The organism is Rhizobium sp. BK176 (assembly GCF_024808055.1).
The window spans coordinates 59,523-77,664 of sequence record NZ_JANUBV010000014.1 but is presented as its reverse complement, the minus strand read 5'-3'; the positions used below and the strand labels follow the sequence as shown (position 1 = coordinate 77,664).

The following is an 18,142-nucleotide window of genomic DNA, read 5'->3' as shown; positions in this document are numbered from 1 at the left end:
CCACGCAAGAATCAGATCGACTGCAGCGTCCACGCGACGATCTCAGCGGCTACGGCCGAGAATGCACCATCAAGGCCCTTCACCAGGCCATCGTTGGAGCCACCGGCAGGCACGACCTGTCTGAACACCTTCTGAGTGCGTACGGTACCGTTGCGATCATTCAATATCTTCGCTGAGATCTCGACAACCGCGCGGCTGCCACTGGTGGTGTCGATCTCAAAGGACCGGATATCCGTCACGAGCTGGTAGTCGATAGCCAGCCCCTGGCCCGGTACACCGACGCCACCGACCTTGCCCGAGTTCTCATAGGCCTCGACCAGCTTCGCTTGAACAATGCGCGGCAGCTTGTCGCCCCATTGCGCCTTGGAAAGATACTGTATTTGCGAGGGAGCGACCCGAACGACGATCTGCTCGCTGTCGATCGCCTTCAGTGCAGTCGGCTGCTGCACCAGGATTTGCCGGCCTTTCGCCGCTGGTCCACTGCCGGTCACCGAACCGGATAGATCGTAGGTGTCGTTCTTTGCAGAGGTTCCGCAGCCGGCAAGGCCTGCCAATAGCGGCAGCGCGATCGCGGTTGTCGATAGCCACGAACGACGCTGAACCAGATCCGATACGGCCATATGCGCTCCCCTAATGTCCCTTTTAACGCCGCGTCCGGCCGTCATATTGCTTTACAGTATCGCCGCCGAAGATCAGCCGCTGCGGATTGCGGTCGAAGTCACTGATCGCATTGCTAAGGTTTTGTACGGTGGAGCGTGTGTCGTTGATCAGCGACTGCATATCTCGCAGTCCACCGCTGGAAAATTTCTGCAGATTGTCGGCGATCGGGCCAATGCGAGAATTGAGGTTGTCGGCCACCTTCTTGAAGGAGGTAAGCGTGTCACGCGCTTGCGCAAAAAGCGACTGCGTGTTGTCGGTCCCGAGCAGCGCATCCAGCTTGACTAGAATGCCGTCGACGCGCGTGGACGCCGAGTTCAGCTTGTTCGCCATTTGCGACACGTTCTGGATTGTCTGATCGATGTCCTTCTGTCGCGCAGCAACCGTGTTCGCGACGTCCTTGATCGAGGCGACAGCGGTGCGCGCATCCTTGGTCGCCTGCGAGATGTCGTCGACGGACCCTTTGACCTTGGCCGGATCGATCTGTGCTACAAGCGTATCCACCCGGTCGAGTGTCGCCTGTGCCTTCTTGCCGAGGTCGTTGTAGGTCGTTGCTGTCTCCTGGAACTTCTGGATCGCTCCCTTGAAGTTGCCAGATGCATCCGCGACGTCGCGGCTAACTTTCTCGGCATTGCTGAGAATGGTATCGATCTTCTTCGCGTCGACGGCCTTCACAAGTGCCTCGATTGCCTCAAGCGTCGAGTCGACGCGACCAGAAACCTTGCGAATGGTATCGGAGAGCTGCCCGACACTTTGCAGGAACGAGTCGATGTTGCCGGAGTTCTTGGCCAAGGCGTCGGAGAACGTCTCGGCGTTCTGCAGCGTTTTGGTCAGTGGTCCGCGCGCGTCTTTCACAAACCCCTGAACCTGCCCGATGGCATCGTTGGCGCGGTCCAGAATCTTATCCGCTGTCGCCAGCAGATTCGTGACACTCGATTGATCCGCCACGATCACCGCTCGCTTGCCGCTATCGATCGATTGCTGAAGGATGTTTTTTTCGCCGATCTTGCCGCCCGAGAGTTCGATATAGGCCGCACCCGTCAAGCCCTGGATTTCCAGGATGGCTTTTGTCGATGGATAGATCGGCGCGTCGACTCGCACCTCGGTGAAGGCGAGTGAGAAGCTCGGATCATCGGCGTCGATCGATAGCGACTTGACCGAGCCGACCTGAATGCCGTTGAACCGCACCGGCGAGCCGACGCTCAAACCGTTCGCGGAGCCCGGAATGCGGACGATCAGCTCCGCCGTCGGACCGCCACGCCCGTATTCGGCCATCCAATACACGAAACCGAACGCCGCTGCGATAACGAGCACCGTGAAGAAGCCGACAATCGTGTAGTTCGCTTTTGTTTCCATCGTATCCGCTCACTTCCCGCGGCTATCTTGCGCCAGGCTGTTCTCGCCGGCGTGGCCACTCTGCGGCACGATCGAACGCGCCCGCTTGCCCTTGAAATAGGCCTGAACCCACGGATCGTCGTAGGCCAGCATGTCGTCGATCGTTCCCTCGACCAGTACCCGCTTCTTGCCAAGCACAGCAATGCGATCACAGACCGAGAAGAGACTGTCGAGATCGTGGGTGACCATGTAGACGGTCAGCCCGAGCGTGTCCCTAAGTCTCGCTATAAGCTCGTCGAATTCCGCGGCACCGATCGGGTCGAGCCCTGACGTGGGCTCGTCGAGGAACACCAGTTCGGGGTCGAGCGCCAAGGCGCGCGCAAGCGCCGCACGTTTAATCATGCCGCCCGAAAGCTCCGACGGGTATTTGTCGGCAGCATCCGCCGCGAGCCCAACCAGTCGAATCTTCAATTTTGCCAGTTCGTCCATCAGCGACTGCGGCAGGTCCAGATACTCGCGCATCGGCACCTGGATGTTCTCCTTCACGGTCAACGACGAAAACAATGCTCCCTGCTGAAAGAGCACGCCGAGCCGCATATCGAGTGCATTGCGCTGCGGCTCGTCGAGCTCGTCGAAATCCTGGCCGAGAATCTTGATGTTTCCCGAGCGGCGCGGCAGCAGCCGAAGCACGGTCCGCATCAGCACCGACTTGCCCGTCCCCGAGGCGCCGACAAAGCCAAGAATTTCGCCGCGATAGATATCGAGGTTCAGATTGTCGAGAACGACCTTGGACCCGAAAGCGACCGTCACGCCGCGCGCCGACAGCACGACATCCCGTCCTTCATTGTTCCCGGTCTGTGTAGGCTGTCCGTCCACGTACAATCCTTAGAAATTGATGGCCGCATAGAACATGGCAAAAAGCCCGTCCATGAGGATAACGACGAAAATCGCCTTCACGACCGCAGCGGTCACGTGCTGTCCAAGCGACTCGGCGCTGCCGCCTACTTTTAAGCCTTCAACCGCCGCGACGATACCGATAACCAGCGCCATGAACGGCGCCTTGATCATCCCGGACAGGACCGTCGACAGCGTAATCGCTTCATGCAGGCGCGAGATGAAGTTCGCGAAGGTGATGCCGGAGTACGCCCAGGCGACGACGGCTGCACCGGCGAGCGAAGCAAAGTTCGCAATCACGGTCAGCAGCGGCAACGCCACAGTCAGGGCAACCAGTCGCGGAAAAATGAGAACGCCGACGGGATTGAGCCCCATCACCTTCAGCGCATCAACCTCCTCGCGCATCTTCATCGAGCCGATTTCGGCGGTAATGGCGCTACCGGAACGGCCGGCGATCATGATTGCCGTCAGAAGCACGCCGATTTCGCGAAGCTGCAGAATGCCAACCAGATCGACGACGAAGACTTCGGCGCCGAAGTAGCGGAGCTGAAAGGCGCCCTGCTGTGCGATGATCGCGCCGATCAGGAACGACATCAGCAATATGATCGGCACCGCGCGTACGCCCATATGGTCGATCTGGTTGACGATCGACGCTGGCGAAACGCCGCTACCCCGCCCGAATTTCATTTGGGCGCCGCGGACAGCGGAGCCGAGAATGTACATCGCGGCCGCGAGATTGTTCCAGATATCGAAGGTGATCTTGCCGATCGGCGCGAAGATTCGTTCCGCCAAGCCTGGACGTCGTTGCGGCTCCTGGTCGAGCTGCGGCGGCTCTTCGGAAAACTCCGCGATCATTTCGTCGATATGTTCGTTGCTGCCTTCGAAGCGCACGGTACCGCCCGCACCCTCAACTTGCTTCTTCAGCCGGCAGAGCAGCCAGACACCCGCCGTGTCGATATCGGTCACGCCCGACAGATCGAGGGTCACTTCGCCAGATCGAGCGGCGGTAAGCTTCTCGAAGTCACGCAACACGAGATGCAGGTTCGCGCTCCGCCAGTTCCCCTCGATATGAACGAGCTGGCCCGATCCATGGGTTTGGTCGTCCACATGCAGTGACGCGGCGTTACGGGTTTCGGACTTCAAAACGCTTGTGTCTTTCAAGGCTTACGGCGACATTGCCGACTCGCGAACTAACGGTTCGCCGCTTCGGATCAATATACCCAAGCCACACCAAATTTCCATGCGCGCAGGATTGCAAATATGCCACGGTCACTTGAAATTCAGACGGAATCCTTCCCCATTTCAGGCACGTTTACGATCTCGCGCGGCGCCAAGACGTCAGCAGACGTGATCCTCTGCACAATCCGGGAGCACCCGATCGCCGGCCGGGGCGAATGCGTTCCCTATCGCCGTTACGGCGAGACGATGGAGAGTGTTGCCGCACAGATCGAAGCGGCAAGGCCGTTGATCGAGGGTGGCCTGACGCGCCTGGAGCTACAGCGCGCCATGCCGCCAGGAGCCGCACGCAATGCAGTGGACTGCGCCCTCTGGGACCTTGAGGCCAAGAGTTCGGGCAACACGGTCGCCAAGAGCCTCGGCCTGATCAAGCCCCAATCGCTGACGACCGCCTTCACGATCTCCCTCGGCGAGCCCGACGTGATGGCGGACCAGGCGCGCGCAAATGCCGGGCGCGCGCTCTTGAAAGTCAAGGTCGGCACTGGTGACGACGAAAGCCGAATCCGCGCTGTTCGCGCCGCTGCGCCGGATGCGGCTATTATCCTCGACGCCAATGAAGGCTGGCCGGAAGACACGCTGGAGCACCATTTACGCATTGCTGCCGAAGCGGGTATCGCTTTGGTCGAACAACCGCTGCCGGCAGGCAAGGACGAACTTCTTGCAGAGATTCGCCGGCCGGTCCTCGTCTGCGCGGATGAGAGCGTCCACCACGCCGGCGATCTTGCGAGCCTTCGCGACCGCTACGACGCGATCAATATCAAGCTCGACAAAACCGGCGGACTGACAGAGGCGCTGGCCATGAAAAAGGAGGCGCAACGCCTTGATTTCCAAATCATGGTCGGCTGCATGGTCGGCACGTCACTGGCAATGGCGCCTGCCGTGCTGCTGGCGCAGGATGCTGAGTTCGTTGACCTTGACGGGCCGCTGCTTCTCGCTCGAGACCGCGACCCGGGTTTGCGCTACACGGCCTCGCTCGTCTGGCCGCCGGAGATCACCCTCTGGGGCTGAAGATAATAAGCCGCGATAACAAGACCGAGGCCCGTTAGGGCGACCACTGCCATGACGTAATAGCTGGCGAGGCCGAGCCAGGCGTAGAGGTAGCCGGAGGCAATTGTCATCAGCCCCAGGAACATGCCGTTGTAGAAGAAATAGGCGCCCTGGGCCGACGATTCCTGGGTCTCCTGGACGGTGGCAACGATCCGGCGTTGCACGCCGGTATGCACGAACGCATAAGTGCAGGAATGCATGCACTGGAGCAGAAAGAAGCCCCAGAAGCCCCAGTGCATCGGGAACAGTATCCAGCGGCAGACACTGACGGCCGCACCGAAGCGAATCAAGGTCCAGGCGCTGAACCGACGGTTCAGCCGGCGCGAGAGAAAGAACACAGTCACCTCGGCCGCGACGCCGGCGCTCCACAGCACAGCGATCTGCGTGCCGGAAAAACCGAGTTCACGCCAGTAGAGCGACGCAAAAGCCTGCAGAACCGCGTGGCTCGATTGCTGGATGGCGACTCCGATCAGCAAGGCCAGCAGATGCGGTTGACGCAACGAACTCCCGGTCGCCGCCGAAATATCGACAGGCGTGCCACGTCTGCGTGTCGGACCAATCCGCGGACAATAGATCGCCATGACCACTGTCGTGACGAAACCAAAGGTCATCACGGGCAGCACCATCTCTCCGCCCCAATGCCCGATCAACTGCCCGCCAATCAGGGTGGACACAATAAACGCGATCGAGCCCCAAACCCGCATCGACCCGTAGTCCAGCCCCCAGCGCCTTACACCCGAGATCACGATCGATTCCACGACCGGGACGTAACAGGCAAAAGTCGCGCCCTGGATGGTATAGACGATCAGCACTGGCCAGAACGTATTTGTCCAGTAAAGCGCAATCGCCGTCAGCAGCGACAGGCTTCCGGAAAACAGCAATACATCCGCCCGCTCCTTCATGCGGTCGGCATACATGGCGACAATAGGTGCAACGAGCACGCGTACGACCATCGGCACTGCCAGGATGACGCCGATCTGATGATCGTTGAACTCGTGCAGCGCGAGCCACATCGGGAAGAACGGCAAGGCAACGCCATTAACAAGCAAAGGCGCACAGTAAGACAAGGCACTGAGAAGCCGAAAGCGCGGTGGCGCGCCCTCACTTGCCGGAGGATTTTGAGCGGGAATCATGATGGACCTGCAGGAAACTGAACGCTGCCTAGCACGTCAACCTAAGGGCGACTATGGCAAGAACTTGCCCATCGAAAACGTTTTAGAAAATAAATAGGGCCTGTCGCAAAGACACAACGGGCTAAATTCATACTGTGAATTGCGGGAGCAAAGGCCGCGACTAGGCAGCCTGCGGCGCGACTTCCTTTTCGCGGTGACCGATAGCCATCGGGATTGGCTGTATTCCGCTCATTGAACGCCACTCGATCAATTCGAAGGTGCCATCCTGATGTTCGGCAATCGCCGTGCAGCTTTCGACCCAGTCGCCAGTATTGATATAGCGGATGCCATCCATGTCCTCCATCACGGCATGATGGATGTGACCGCAGATCACCCCGTCTGCGCCATGCTTGCGGGCTTCGTCGGCGACGACGCGCTGGAACTCGCCTATGAAATTGACAGCGTGCTTGACCTGCAGCTTGGCCCACGCCGAAAACGACCAGTAGGGCATACCCATCTTGCGGCGGATCGCTGCCAGGCCGATGTTGATCATGATCGCCATGTCGTAAGCCCAGTCGCCGAGATAGGCGAGAAGGCGCGCATTGCGGACGACGACGTCGAACTCGTCGCCATGCAGGACCAGGTATTTCTTGCCGTCGGCCGTTTCGTGCATCATCCGCTCGGCAACCTCGATGCCGCCGAAATGGGTGCCTGGAAAGTCACGGAGGAATTCGTCGTGATTGCCCGGGATATAGATAACCCGCGTGCCTTTGCGCGCTTTGCGCAGCAGCTTCTGCACAACGTCGTTGCAATCCTGCGGCCAGTACCAGCTTCGCTTCAGCCGCCAACCATCGACGATATCGCCGACAAGAAAGATCGTGTCCGCGTCGTGATGCTTGAGAAAATCCAACAGGAAGTCCACCTTCGCGGCCTTGGAGCCGAGATGCACATCGGAAATGAAAAGCGTACGGAAGTGCCGCGTATCCATGTTGTCCCTCACAAGCATCCTGCTCGTGTCCCATCGTTCACCTGCCTCTCCAAAACCAGAGTCGTGTTTCAGGAAGATGACACGCCGCTTTCCCGGTTGATTTTCCCGGCTCCTGTCGACCTGCGCGGATGCCAGGAGAGATTCGCGTTGTTTTCGCATTTAGATGGAAATTCCGACTGTTCCGCCATGCCGATTGATGTATTGAAAACACTTCAAGACAGCATGCGGCAGCCCGGAGGCGATGATGGATCATCACGAAAAGTCCAAGACGGAAAAGAATTTGGTAGGTGGAAGCCTCGATGAGCAGGCGCTCTATTTCCATCGCTATCCGCGTCCGGGCAAGCTCGAGATTCAAGCGATCAAGCCGCTCGGCAACCAGCGCGACCTGGCATTGGCTTATTCCCCCGGTGTTGCAGCACCCTGTCTCGCAATCCGCGACAATCCGGAGACGGCCGCCGACTACACGTCGCGCGCCAATCTCGTAGCGGTCATATCCAACGGCACCGCCGTTCTCGGGCTCGGCAATATCGGCCCACTCGCCTCAAAGCCTGTCATGGAAGGCAAGGCCGTCCTCTTTAAGAAATTCGCCAACATTGACGTCTTCGACATCGAAGTCGAGGCATCGAGCGTTGATCATATGGTCTCGACCGTCGCTTCGCTCGAGCCGACCTTCGGCGGCATTAATCTCGAGGATATCAAGGCGCCGGAATGTTTCGAGATCGAGCGCCGCCTTCGCGAGACCATGAAGATCCCGGTTTTCCACGATGACCAGCACGGCACTGCCATCATCGTCGCCGCGGCGATCCTCAATGGCCTCGAACTGGCGAACAAGAAAATCGACGAGGTCAAGATCGTCGCCTCCGGCGCAGGTGCTGCCGCCCTTGCCTGCCTTAATCTGCTCGTCACGCTGGGCGCCAGGCGCGAAAATATCTGGGTCCACGACATCGAAGGTCTGGTCTACGAGGGCCGCACCGAACTGATGGACGAATGGAAGAGCGTTTACGCCCAGAAAAGCGACACCCGCACGCTTGCCGAGAACATCGGTGGGGCCGATGTTTTCCTTGGCCTTTCCGCAGCCGGCGTGCTGAAGCCGGAACTGCTGGCGCAAATGGCCGAAAACCCACTGATCATGGCGCTCGCCAATCCGACCCCGGAGATCATGCCCGATCTCGCCCGGGCAGCGCGTCCCGATGCGATGATCTGCACTGGTCGTTCCGATTTCCCGAACCAGGTGAACAACGTTCTCTGCTTCCCCTATATCTTCCGCGGTGCGTTGGATTGCGGCGCAGTCACGATCAACGAAGAAATGAAGATGGCCGCCGTGCGCGCCATCGCGGCCCTTGCGCGCGAGGAACCATCCGACGTCGCCGCCCGGGCGTATTCGGGCGAAACTCCTGTCTTTGGCCCCAACTACCTGATCCCCTCGCCCTTCGACCCGCGCCTGATCCTGCGCATCGCCCCGGCGGTCGCAAAGGCCGCGGCCGAAAGCGGCGTCGCGTTGCGTCCGATCGCAGATTTCGACGCCTACCTCGACCAGCTTAACCGCTTCGTCTTCCGTTCGGGCTTCATCATGAAGCCGATCTTTGCCGCCGCGAAGAATGCCGAGCGCAAGCGGGTAATCTTCTCCGAAGGCGAAGACGAGCGCGTCCTGCGCGCCGCGCAGGTTCTGCTTGAGGAAGGCATTGCCGAGCCAATCCTGATCGGCCGCCCATCGGTCATCGAAACACGCCTGCAGCGCTACGGCCTGCGCATCCGGCCGCTTTCGGATTTCGCCGTCATCAACCCGGAAGACGACCCGCGCTTCCGCGAGTATGTCGATCTCTACTTCTCGCTGGTCGGACGCCGTGGGGTCATTCCGGAGGCCGCGCGCACGATCGTTCGTACGAACACAACTGTGATCGGTGCACTGGCGCTGAAGCGGGGCGAAGCGGATGCACTGATCTGCGGCCTCGAAGGCCGCTATGAAAAGCATCTCCGCGATGTCCGTCAGATCATCGGCAAGAGGCACGACGTCTGCGATTTCTCCGCCCTCAGCCTCCTGATTTCCCAGCGCGGCGCCACTTTCTTCACCGACACCTACGTCACCTTCAATCCGAGTGCCGAAGAAATTGCCGAGTCGACAGTTCTTGCCGCCGAGGAAATCAAGCGCTTCGGCATCACGCCGCGCGCTGCTTTGGTATCCCATTCGAATTTCGGTTCGCGTGAGTCCGAGAGTGCGACGAAGATGCGCGCTGCGCTTCAGCTTGTGCGCGAGGCTGCGCCTGAGCTCGAAGTGGACGGCGAGATGCACGGCGAAAGCGCCATCTCCGACGCCCTGCGCAAGCGGGTCATGCCTGACACAACCCTGCACGACGAAGCGAACCTGCTGGTCTTCCCGAACCTCGATGCGGCAAACATCACGCTCGGCGTCGTGAAATCGATGATCGACGGATTGCATGTGGGACCGATCCTGCTTGGCGCTGCACTCCCGGCACATATCCTCGCGCCGTCCGTGACCTCGCGCGGCGTCGTCAACATGGCCGCCCTCGCCGTCGTTGAGGCTTCACAGCCAGCGTGATTTGCGGCCGATGGTGAAAATGCGCTAAGATTTCAACCGCAGCCTGCTACAAGCAGGCTCGCGGCAGAGGTGAGGCACAACGCCGCGCCTATGACCGCTCGTATTTGCTTACCGATGGGACCGTGCCTTGAACCGCTGGATTCTGTCACTCGCAACAGTGCTTGCCTTCACCGGCCTGGCCCATGCGCAGGTGCCGGCAATCTGTGGCGACCTGCGGGCGCGGCTCGCCGACCTGCCTGAGATCATTGGCACCACGCCAGAGGTGCGCAAATTCGCCAGTGCCATTGCAGAACAGAACCTTGAACTGCGCAAGCTCCGCAGCGATCTGCGCCAGAACGGTTGCACGAGCGGCAGCATGGTCGTGATCGGCGATGACGACGGCTATTGCGGCGAGCTCGAGCGCGCAGAGAGCAAGATGGTCGACAACATCCGTTATCTGCAGCAGCGGCGCGATGAATTGCGTGGCCAGAGCCAGGATGTGCGCACGAGAAACGAGCTGCTGGCGGCACTCGACGACAACGGCTGCAATGACGAGCAGTGGCCCGAGGACCGCGCAGAGGGATACGCGGCGCCGCCGAGCATCGAAGACCAGGCTATGCGCAACGACACCTTCATACCTTTAGGTGACGATCCTAACCAGCGCCGATACGGTTTCGGCATGTCGACTCTCTCTCATCTGAACACCGTTTGTGTCCGAACCTGCGACGGCGGCTTCTTCCCATTGAGCTCGAATGCGACCTCCCAGGACTTCCCCCGTGACGCCGATACCTGCTCGAAGATGTGTCCAGGGATCGACACCGAGCTTTTCTATCATGACGTCTCCAGCACCGAGACATCACAGATGATTTCGGCCGCGACGGGCGCTCCCTACAGCGCCATGCCGAATGCCTTCGCCTACAAGAACCGCAAGCCTGGCGAAAAATCGTCCTGCAGTTGCGATCTCAACGGCTACTACGAGCGGATGCGAAAAAGCCAATCGATCAGCGAACCTCCACAGCAGGGATCAATTACGACGATCGAAACCAAAAAGCCCGAGGCCAAGGTCCAGTCCGTTACCCCCGCGGCTTCGCAGCCACAGGCACCTGACAGGCCTTACGATCCGGCAACCAGCAAGGTCCGCCAGATCGGCCCACAGTTCCTGGCCGGCGACCAAGGCACGATCGACCTGAAGAACCCGGCAAAGCCGGGCCCTCAGCCGCAGCAACAATAGCCACCCTCAGTCCAGCGAATTGTCCCAACGGTCAGTGAACACGAGTTCCTCCAGCGGCAGCCGCTGACGCCAACCTTTGGCCGCCAGCTCCGGCTGGTCATAGAGCTGATCGACATAGCCGACGCAGAGCCAGGCAACGATCTCGACGCGATCCGGCACACCGAGGATTTGCTTGATATCGGACTCGTGAAAAATGCTCACCCAACCAACCCCGATACCTTCGGCTCGGGCAGCCAGCCACAGATTCTGCACGGCGCACACCGTCGAATAGGAATCCATCCGCCGATTGTGCGTTCGGCCAAGAACGACGTCGCCGCAGCGATCCGGATCGCAGGTCACGCAGATGCTGAGCGGTGCGGCGCGGATGCCTTCAAGCTTCAGCGACCGGTAGAGCTGCTGCCGCTCGCCCGCAAACATCTCGCTGGCCTCGCGATTGGCGCGATCGAAGGCTTGCCATACTGCCTCTTTCACCTGCTGATCGCGCACCAGGACGAAATTCCAAGGCTGCATGAACCCAACCGACGGCGCGTGGTGCGCGGCGGTCAAGAGCCTGCGGACAACGTCGTCCGGTATCGGATCCGGGAGAAACTCCGAACGGACATCGCGACGCGTCGAGATCGCACGATAAACGGCGTCACGTTCCTCGGTCGAAAAGGCTGCGGCTCCCGACAGGGAGCCTGAATGGTCTGGTCGCATCGTCAATCCCCAACAACACAACCGCCCGCCGTCCACGCAGGTCAGTCTACGATGTCGGGCCGGTCTTCTGACTTGGCGTCATCCGACTGCCGCGCCTTCCCGGTGCTGGACCAGTGGCTTGATGCGGCAGACGTCAGCCTTACAGCGCTGGGCACGTTCCGGTCTCTCACCGAATTCCCGATTCTCCCGCCTGAGACGGGCACCCGACGGAGGGTCTATGCCGGTAAAAATCGCTCGATGCAATCCTTTACGCAGAGACCGGGTAATAACGTACATAGGCGAACTCATCGCCTAGAGGCGACCAGTTGGGCACGTTGATCGTTCCCTGTCCGCCGAAGAGATCGAAGAGCGTCCTCAGATTTCCGCCGTCCATGTCCATCAGCCGCAGGCGAACGTGGAGATCGCGCGGATGATCGAAGACGTCAGGGTCGTAAGAGAGGATCAGAACCTTGTCATTGTTGGGCGACGGATGAGCGAACCAGTTCCCGTAGTTGTCGCCGGTGATCTGCTCGAGCCCGGTCCCGTCGGGATGGATCCGCCAGATCTGCATGAGGCCGGTACGGCTGGAATTGAAATAGATCCATTGGCCGTCCGCGGAATAGTCCGGCCCGTCATTGCGTCCTTCGCCATGCGTTAGACGCTTTTCTTCGCCGCCTGCCACAGAGATCGTGTAGATATCGAACAGGTCGTTGCGGATGCCGCAATAGGCGAGCTCTTTTCCGTCGGGCGACCAGCCGTGCCAATAGGACGGCTGATTTTGCGTCACAAGTCGCGGCGTCCCGCCTTCGGCGGGAAGCACATAGATCGTCGACTTCCCGAATTCCGTCTTATCGGAGATGACGATCTCACGGCCGTTAGGCGAGATGCCATGATCATTGTTGCAGGTCCTGGCAAAGCCAGTATCCACCTTCGCGACCTTGCCCGAACCGTCTAGCGCCAGCCGGTAAAGAAGCCCGTCGCCATTCAGCAGAAGATAGCTTCCGTCCGGCGAAAAGTTCGGCGCTTCCACCAATTGCGCGGTCTGCCAGACGACGCGCGCCTCGCCCGTTCTGACATTGTAGATCTCGACGGAACTTCTCAATCTAAATCCTCCTGACATCGATTCCCCTGACCTACGATGCCTCGCCACCGAGCACAAGTCGACGCGGGGTAGCGATGGGTGTCGGGCACACGGCCCTCGGCCCTTATCCACCAATCACAAATGCTGGAAACCTAACGGTTCATCTAGCGTTCATGACGAAGGTGTGACAGTTCAGTGAAGCTTTTATGACGTTGGAGTTTTTCAGTTGATCGCGTTGGTAATGAGGTCCGCAGCGGCAACGCGGGTTGCGTCGCTTTCCACCGGTGTCCGGGGAAGCGCACGGTCGCCGGCTATACGGACGGCCCTGGCCATCAGCCTTTCCGCTCTCATTGCCGTTTTCGCCACCGTAGCGGTTGAAATTATTGCGCGCGATGGGCTGGCCGACGTTGGGGAATTCCTGACGTCGCCGGCACGTCCCGGTATCACCACCGTCGCGATGCTGACCGTTCTGATGCTCTCTCTGGATGCAGCCCTGGGAAGGCGATTCATTTCGGCATTGATCGTTCTGCCGGTGGTTATCGTCCCGGCTATCGTCTCCAACCAAAAGCAGCACTACCTTTCGGATCCTCTTTATCCGTCAGACGTCCTCTTCGGACGGCAGATCATGGAATTGCTGCCGGTGATGGTGCGCGACCGACCGTGGACCGCCGTCGCCATGCTGGTTGGCATCATTCTTTCCGTTGCCGCGATTGCCGCGCTCTGGCATTTCGCCTGGCGCCACTTTCCGCGGCTTTCGAAGACCACTCGCCTGCGTCACCTCTGCATCGGCCTGCCTGTCGTCGCCGCCTTCGGCACGCTGATGGACTATTCCAAATACTCCTACATACGCGACCGTCTTCAGGTCGTTCCGATGATGTGGGACCAGAAGGAAAACTACCGCAGCAACGGCTTCATCCTGGCCTTCATCTTCAATATTCCGATGGCCGACGTGGCAGCGCCAGCCGGCTTCGGTGCACAAGCGCTCGATGCCATTCCCGGCCGTAACTACGGTTACCTCAGCGGCCCGCGCGAAAAGCCCGACGTGATCATGCTGATGAGCGAATCCTTCTGGGATCCGACCAGGTTGAGGAACATCAGCATGTCGCCCGATCCCATGCCGAACATCCGCGCGGCGCAGTCGGGCTACGTCTTCTCGCCCGAGTTCGGGGGCATGACGGCCAACGTCGAATTCGAAGCGCTGACGGGATTCTCGAATGCCTTCCTGCCCTACGGCAGCATCCCGTATCAGCAGTATATTAGAGGCAACCTTCCTTCGCTTGCGACGTTCTTCCGTGGCGAAGGCTATGCTGCCCGTTCGCTGCACCCCTTCAGCGGCTGGTTCTGGAACCGCAACGAAGTCTACAAGGATTTCGGCTTCGAGCAGTTCCGCTCGGAAGAAACCCTGCCGCCGATGGAGAAAAGGGGCATCTTCGCTTCGGACGAGTCCCTCATGAAGGAGATCATCAACGAAGCCGACGGCCTTGATCGCCCGTTCTTTTTCTTCGGGGTCACTCTTCAGGGACACGGCCCTTACGAGCCTAACCGCTATGCGCACAACAGCATCGACATACAGGGCAACCTGAACGACGCGGACCGGGCGACGCTCGCCACCTACACACAGGGGATCAAGGAAGCCGACGATAGCCTCAAGATGCTGATGGATTGGGCTAAGAAGCGCGACCGTGAAACAATCATCGTGCTCTGGGGAGACCACTTGCCTCCGCTCGGCAACGTCTACATGGCGACAGGCTACATGCCGGATCAGGTTGCGACCCGCAAGGCATCGGTCAGCGTCATGAAACAGGAGCACGAGACCCCGCTCGTGATCTGGTCGAACAAGAAGGGCAGCAAAAAGGATGTCGGCACTATCAGCCCGTCACTGCTTCCCTATCATCTTCTGAAGTTCGCCGGCTTCGAGCATCCCTACTATACGGGCTTCCTCGGTCGCGTGCAGAAAAAGTACAGCGTCATCGACCGCTATCAGCTCATTGCGCGCGACAACACGCCGTCGCCCGATTGGGTGTTGAAACCAAAAAACCTCGATCCTCTCGTGCGGGACTATCGATACCTCCAGCACGACATCATGTTCGGCAAGGCCGAGACCCTTGATCGCTTCTTCCCACAGCATGCCTGGCTCTATGCGCAAGGCACGTAAAAGAGCGACAGAAGTCCACATTGCAATTTGAAAACATTGGGGAATACTGGCGCCCGAGCGATCTAGCATTCGGAGTCAGCCATGCATAATCTATCGGACTTCATCCACCATCACTTCGACAAGTCGGCCGACGAACTCGGCGAGATCGAGAAGCGCGTCCTCGCAAAGGCCCATGAGCGCAAGATAATCTCGACCGATATCAATGCGGCTCTGCGGGCCGAATCATCTGTCGGCGAACGCCTGGCGGATTCGATCGCCCGCGTTGGCGGCTCCTGGTACTTCATCGTCACGTTCCTGCTTTTTCTGGTCTTCTGGTGCGTCGTGAACACCATCGTGCTGCTCACACGCGCTTTCGATCCCTATCCTTTCATCTTCCTCAATCTTGTGCTGTCGATGCTTGCCGCCATCCAGGCTCCGATCATCATGATGTCGCAGAACCGTCAGGCTGAGCGCGATCGTTTCGAGGCCGCCAAAGACTACGAGGTCAATCTCAAAGCAGAACTCGAAGTCCTGTCGCTGCATCAGAAGATAGACATGCGCGTGCTCACGGAAATTGCAGCATTGCGAGAAGATATCGAACGGCTACACCAGCGACTACCAAGTTGATGCCGCCGTCCGGAACCGCTTGAATTTAACTATACCGACTGATTAACGATCCGCTAATCACGTCCCGCATTGAAACATCGACGCAAATGTTGGAGGAGCAACGGAAACCAATCCGATCCGACCGTACAAGACAATGCTCACTGGCAGGCCACATACTCGCGATGAAATCCTTCATCACCCTCTATTTCTGTCCATAGAACGCCAGATCGCACTCCATCTTATCGGCATCCACAAGCGCGCTCCTCGCCTTGCCCGCCTTGCTGCGTCGCACCAGAAGTGGCTGCTGACACAGACGCTGTTCGCCATGCATACTGGACGCGATAAAAGCAATCCGGTCTCGGGCCTTACGGCCGGTCGCATGATGCAGGTCGCCAAGGAATTCGATCTCGCCAGCAAGAATACGGCCGCCTCGTTTCTTGCCGAACTGATCGCCTACAAGTTTTTGCGGGATGCTCCCGATGAAACACCCGATCGGCGCCTCCGCCGCCTCGAGACGACGGAACTCAGCGAGGAGGCCATGGCCTCCTGGTTCCAGGGACATATGGCCTGCCTCGATCAACTCGACGGTGCCAACCGCGGCAGCCTGACCGCAGATGACCCTCGGCTCTTTTATCTGGCACAGCCGCGCGCCGCGCGTGCCCTGATCCAGGACCCGGTGTGGAAGGAGCCGCGGGCGAGCATCGGCCACTTCCTCTGGTCCGATGTCGGTGGCCTCGTGCTGCATGATCTGATAAGCCGCCTCCCGGACGACGCGCGTGAACAGCATCGCATCCTGCTGAAAGGCGTGAGCATCAGCGAAATCGCTAATGAATTCGGTATCTCCCTGACAAACCTCAAGCGGATGTTCAAGAAAGCCGAAAGGGATGACATGCTTGGCTGGGAGAGCCCACGCAGCCGCGGTGCGCTTTGGCTCTCGCGCACGTTCATCGAGGACTATTTCTACTGGCAATCCGCAAAGTTCGCCGAGCTGGACAGGGCGATCCACTGGGCCGCCGGCCAGATCCGCTAGCCGGTTGCCAACCCGCGTGTCGGTGCGAAACGGTGTGCGACAGGTCCGCATCGCACCGATTGGCGAACCGCAAACACGCCGCTGCCGCTTGACCTCAGGATCGGCACAACATGCGATGCCCCCGCTGCCAGCGGTCGGTCCGTTCCCAAATGAAAAAGCCCGGCATGGCCGGGCTCTTTCTTTCACATTCGCCTTGATCAGCCGTTGGCGGCCATCCGCTTTTCGTCGCGGCCGCCCTTCATGCGCTCTGCCAGCAGGAAGGCAAGTTCCAGGGCCTGGTCGGCGTTGAGACGCGGGTCGCAATGCGTGTGGTAGCGATCGTGCAGATCTTCGGCCGTTACGGCACGAGCGCCGCCAGTGCATTCCGTGACATCCTTGCCGGTCATCTCGATATGAATGCCGCCCGGATGCGAGCCCTCGGCGCGATGGATCTGGAAGAAGCTCTCGACTTCCGACAGGATCCGCTCGAACGGACGGGTCTTGTAGTTGTTCAGCGTGATCGTGTTACCGTGCATCGGATCGCAGGACCAGACGACCTTGCGGCCTTCGCGCTCAACCGCGCGAATAAGCCGCGGCAGATGGTCGGCGACCTTGTCGTGTCCGAAGCGGCAAATCAGCGTCAACCGACCCGCCTCGTTCTGCGGGTTGAGGATGTCGATGAGGTTCAGAAGGTCGTCCGCCTGCAGCGACGGGCCGCACTTGAGACCGATCGGGTTCTTGATGCCACGGCAGTATTCGACGTGCGCATGGTCGGCCTGACGGGTGCGGTCGCCAATCCAGATCATGTGGCCTGACGTTGCGTACCAGTCGCCGGACGTCGAGTCGACACGAGTCAAGGCTTCTTCGTAGCCCAGCAGCAGCGCTTCGTGGCTGGTGAAGAAGTCCGTCTCGCGCAGGCTCGGATTGTTTTCCGCGCTGATACCGATCGCCTTCATGAAATCCATGGTTTCGCTGATGCGCCCGGCAAGCTTGCGGTAGCGCTCGCCCTGCGGGCTGTCCTTGACGAAACCGAGCATCCACTGGTGGACGTTCTCGAGGTTGGCATAACCACCCATCGCGAAGGCGCGCAGCAGGTTCAGCGTCGCGGCCGACTGACGATAGGCCATCGCCTGCCGCTCCGGGTTCGGAACGCGGGCTTCCTCGGTGAACTCGATGCCATTGACGATATCGCCACGGTAGCTCGGCAGCGAAACGCCGTTCTGCGTCTCGATCCCGGAGGAACGCGGCTTGGCAAACTGGCCGGCGATACGTCCGACCTTGACCACCGGCAACTGCGCGCCGAACGTCAGCACAACGGCCATCTGCAGGAATGCACGGAAGAAGTCCCGGATGTTATCCGCGCCGTGCTCGGCGAAGCTTTCTGCACAATCTCCGCCCTGTAGCAGGAAACCATTGCCTTCAGCGACGTTTGCAAGATGCTTTTTCAGGCGACGAGCTTCCCCCGCAAAGACGAGCGGCGGATAGGACGCGAGCGTGGCTTCCGTTGCTGCCAATGCCGCCTGGTCCGGATAGTCCGGAACCTGCTGAATCGGTTTTTGCCGCCAACTGCTCGGTGTCCAATTCTCTGCCATGTCACTCAC

Annotated in this window: 15 protein-coding genes and 1 riboswitch; of the genes, 6 read left to right on the top strand and 9 right to left on the bottom strand. The window is 59.7% G+C overall.

The genetic code is table 11. The annotated features are described in order from the left end of the window. Nucleotides 1-11 precede the first annotated feature (11 nt). Genes FHT76_RS29795 through FHT76_RS29780 form a run of 4 tightly spaced genes read right to left on the bottom strand, consistent with a single transcriptional unit; the run spans nucleotide 12 to nucleotide 4,047 of the window. Nucleotides 12-620 (bottom strand): ABC-type transport auxiliary lipoprotein family protein, encoded by a 609-nt coding sequence (locus tag FHT76_RS29795; protein WP_183862665.1) that lies wholly within the window; start codon nucleotides 618-620, stop codon nucleotides 12-14. Between the two features lie 22 nt (nucleotides 621-642). After that, on the bottom strand, nucleotides 643-2,013 hold the full coding sequence (locus tag FHT76_RS29790) for an MlaD family protein (protein WP_183757487.1): 1,371 nt from the start codon (nucleotides 2,011-2,013) through the stop codon (nucleotides 643-645). Nucleotides 2,014-2,022: 9 nt separating this feature from the next. Beyond that, nucleotides 2,023-2,868: an ABC transporter ATP-binding protein gene (locus tag FHT76_RS29785; RefSeq protein WP_183757488.1), complete on the bottom strand. Its 846-nt coding sequence runs from the start codon at nucleotides 2,866-2,868 to the stop codon at nucleotides 2,023-2,025. 9 nt (nucleotides 2,869-2,877) lie between these two features. Then, entirely contained in the window at nucleotides 2,878-4,047 is a 1,170-nt protein-coding gene (locus tag FHT76_RS29780; protein ID WP_183862667.1) for an MlaE family lipid ABC transporter permease subunit, read from the bottom strand. Between the two features lie 99 nt (nucleotides 4,048-4,146). On the opposite strand from FHT76_RS29780, the gene dgcA reads away from it, so the two are divergent. Beyond that, nucleotides 4,147-5,130: an N-acetyl-D-Glu racemase DgcA gene (gene dgcA, locus FHT76_RS29775; protein WP_259186162.1), complete on the top strand. Its 984-nt coding sequence runs from the start codon at nucleotides 4,147-4,149 to the stop codon at nucleotides 5,128-5,130. Here dgcA and FHT76_RS29770 read toward each other — a convergent pair. Together FHT76_RS29770 and FHT76_RS29765 are read right to left on the bottom strand one after the other, a co-directional pair. Further along, a complete protein-coding gene (locus FHT76_RS29770) occupies nucleotides 5,082-6,302 on the bottom strand; it encodes an MFS transporter (RefSeq protein ID WP_183862671.1) in 1,221 nt (406 codons plus the stop codon). The genes dgcA and FHT76_RS29770 overlap by 49 nt on opposite strands. Before the next feature lie 160 nt (nucleotides 6,303-6,462). Beyond that, a complete protein-coding gene (locus FHT76_RS29765) occupies nucleotides 6,463-7,287 on the bottom strand; it encodes a UDP-2,3-diacylglucosamine diphosphatase (protein ID WP_114712829.1) in 825 nt (274 codons plus the stop codon). Between the two features lie 226 nt (nucleotides 7,288-7,513). On the opposite strand from FHT76_RS29765, the gene FHT76_RS29760 reads away from it, so the two are divergent. Then, nucleotides 7,514-9,826 carry an NADP-dependent malic enzyme gene (locus FHT76_RS29760; RefSeq protein ID WP_259128461.1) on the top strand — a complete coding sequence of 771 codons (2,313 nt, stop codon included), beginning with the start codon at nucleotides 7,514-7,516 and terminating at the stop codon, nucleotides 9,824-9,826. A gap of 127 nt (nucleotides 9,827-9,953) precedes the next feature. After that, complete coding sequence (locus tag FHT76_RS29755; protein WP_259128459.1) at nucleotides 9,954-11,036, top strand: DUF2865 domain-containing protein; 1,083 nt, start codon at nucleotides 9,954-9,956, stop codon at nucleotides 11,034-11,036. Nucleotides 11,037-11,042: 6 nt separating this feature from the next. Here the strand turns inward: FHT76_RS29755 and bluB are convergent, their stop codons facing one another. Beyond that, nucleotides 11,043-11,732, bottom strand: coding sequence for a 5,6-dimethylbenzimidazole synthase (gene bluB / locus FHT76_RS29750; RefSeq protein WP_183862677.1), 690 nt, complete (start codon nucleotides 11,730-11,732; stop codon nucleotides 11,043-11,045). A 39-nt stretch (nucleotides 11,733-11,771) separates the two neighbouring features. Continuing rightward, a riboswitch (cobalamin riboswitch) is annotated at nucleotides 11,772-11,954 on the bottom strand. 25 nt (nucleotides 11,955-11,979) lie between these two features. Continuing rightward, nucleotides 11,980-12,813, bottom strand: coding sequence for a hypothetical protein (locus FHT76_RS29745; RefSeq protein WP_259128458.1), 834 nt, complete (start codon nucleotides 12,811-12,813; stop codon nucleotides 11,980-11,982). A 205-nt stretch (nucleotides 12,814-13,018) separates the two neighbouring features. Between FHT76_RS29745 and FHT76_RS29740 the strand changes: the two genes are divergently transcribed. From FHT76_RS29740 to FHT76_RS29730, 3 genes are all read left to right on the top strand, one after another. Then, on the top strand, nucleotides 13,019-14,947 hold the full coding sequence (locus FHT76_RS29740) for an LTA synthase family protein (RefSeq protein ID WP_259128457.1): 1,929 nt from the start codon (nucleotides 13,019-13,021) through the stop codon (nucleotides 14,945-14,947). 81 nt (nucleotides 14,948-15,028) lie between these two features. Then, complete coding sequence (locus tag FHT76_RS29735; RefSeq protein WP_183757497.1) at nucleotides 15,029-15,553, top strand: DUF1003 domain-containing protein; 525 nt, start codon at nucleotides 15,029-15,031, stop codon at nucleotides 15,551-15,553. Between the two features lie 133 nt (nucleotides 15,554-15,686). Then, a complete protein-coding gene (locus FHT76_RS29730; RefSeq protein WP_183862681.1) occupies nucleotides 15,687-16,562 on the top strand; it encodes a hypothetical protein in 876 nt (291 codons plus the stop codon). Nucleotides 16,563-16,759: 197 nt separating this feature from the next. Here FHT76_RS29730 and FHT76_RS29725 read toward each other — a convergent pair whose 3' ends face one another. Then, complete coding sequence (locus FHT76_RS29725) at nucleotides 16,760-18,133, bottom strand: class II 3-deoxy-7-phosphoheptulonate synthase (RefSeq protein WP_183862683.1); 1,374 nt, start codon at nucleotides 18,131-18,133, stop codon at nucleotides 16,760-16,762. Nucleotides 18,134-18,142 lie beyond the last annotated feature (9 nt).

What these genes read in the sequence shown, in the direction of transcription:
- bluB (WP_183862677.1), bottom strand. Translation starts at nt 11,732, where the DNA reads ATGCGACCAGACCATTCAGGCTCCCTGTCGGGAGCCGCAGCCTTTTCG.
- FHT76_RS29790 (WP_183757487.1), bottom strand. Translation starts at nt 2,013, where the DNA reads ATGGAAACAAAAGCGAACTACACGATTGTCGGCTTCTTCACGGTGCTC.
- FHT76_RS29735 (WP_183757497.1), top strand. Translation starts at nt 15,029, where the DNA reads ATGCATAATCTATCGGACTTCATCCACCATCACTTCGACAAGTCGGCC.
- FHT76_RS29730 (WP_183862681.1), top strand. Translation starts at nt 15,687, where the DNA reads ATGCTCACTGGCAGGCCACATACTCGCGATGAAATCCTTCATCACCCT.
- FHT76_RS29770 (WP_183862671.1), bottom strand. Translation starts at nt 6,302, where the DNA reads ATGATTCCCGCTCAAAATCCTCCGGCAAGTGAGGGCGCGCCACCGCGC.
- FHT76_RS29795 (WP_183862665.1), bottom strand. Translation starts at nt 620, where the DNA reads ATGGCCGTATCGGATCTGGTTCAGCGTCGTTCGTGGCTATCGACAACC.
- FHT76_RS29760 (WP_259128461.1), top strand. Translation starts at nt 7,514, where the DNA reads ATGGATCATCACGAAAAGTCCAAGACGGAAAAGAATTTGGTAGGTGGA.
- FHT76_RS29765 (WP_114712829.1), bottom strand. Translation starts at nt 7,287, where the DNA reads ATGCTTGTGAGGGACAACATGGATACGCGGCACTTCCGTACGCTTTTC.
- dgcA (WP_259186162.1), top strand. Translation starts at nt 4,147, where the DNA reads ATGCCACGGTCACTTGAAATTCAGACGGAATCCTTCCCCATTTCAGGC.
- FHT76_RS29725 (WP_183862683.1), bottom strand. Translation starts at nt 18,133, where the DNA reads ATGGCAGAGAATTGGACACCGAGCAGTTGGCGGCAAAAACCGATTCAG.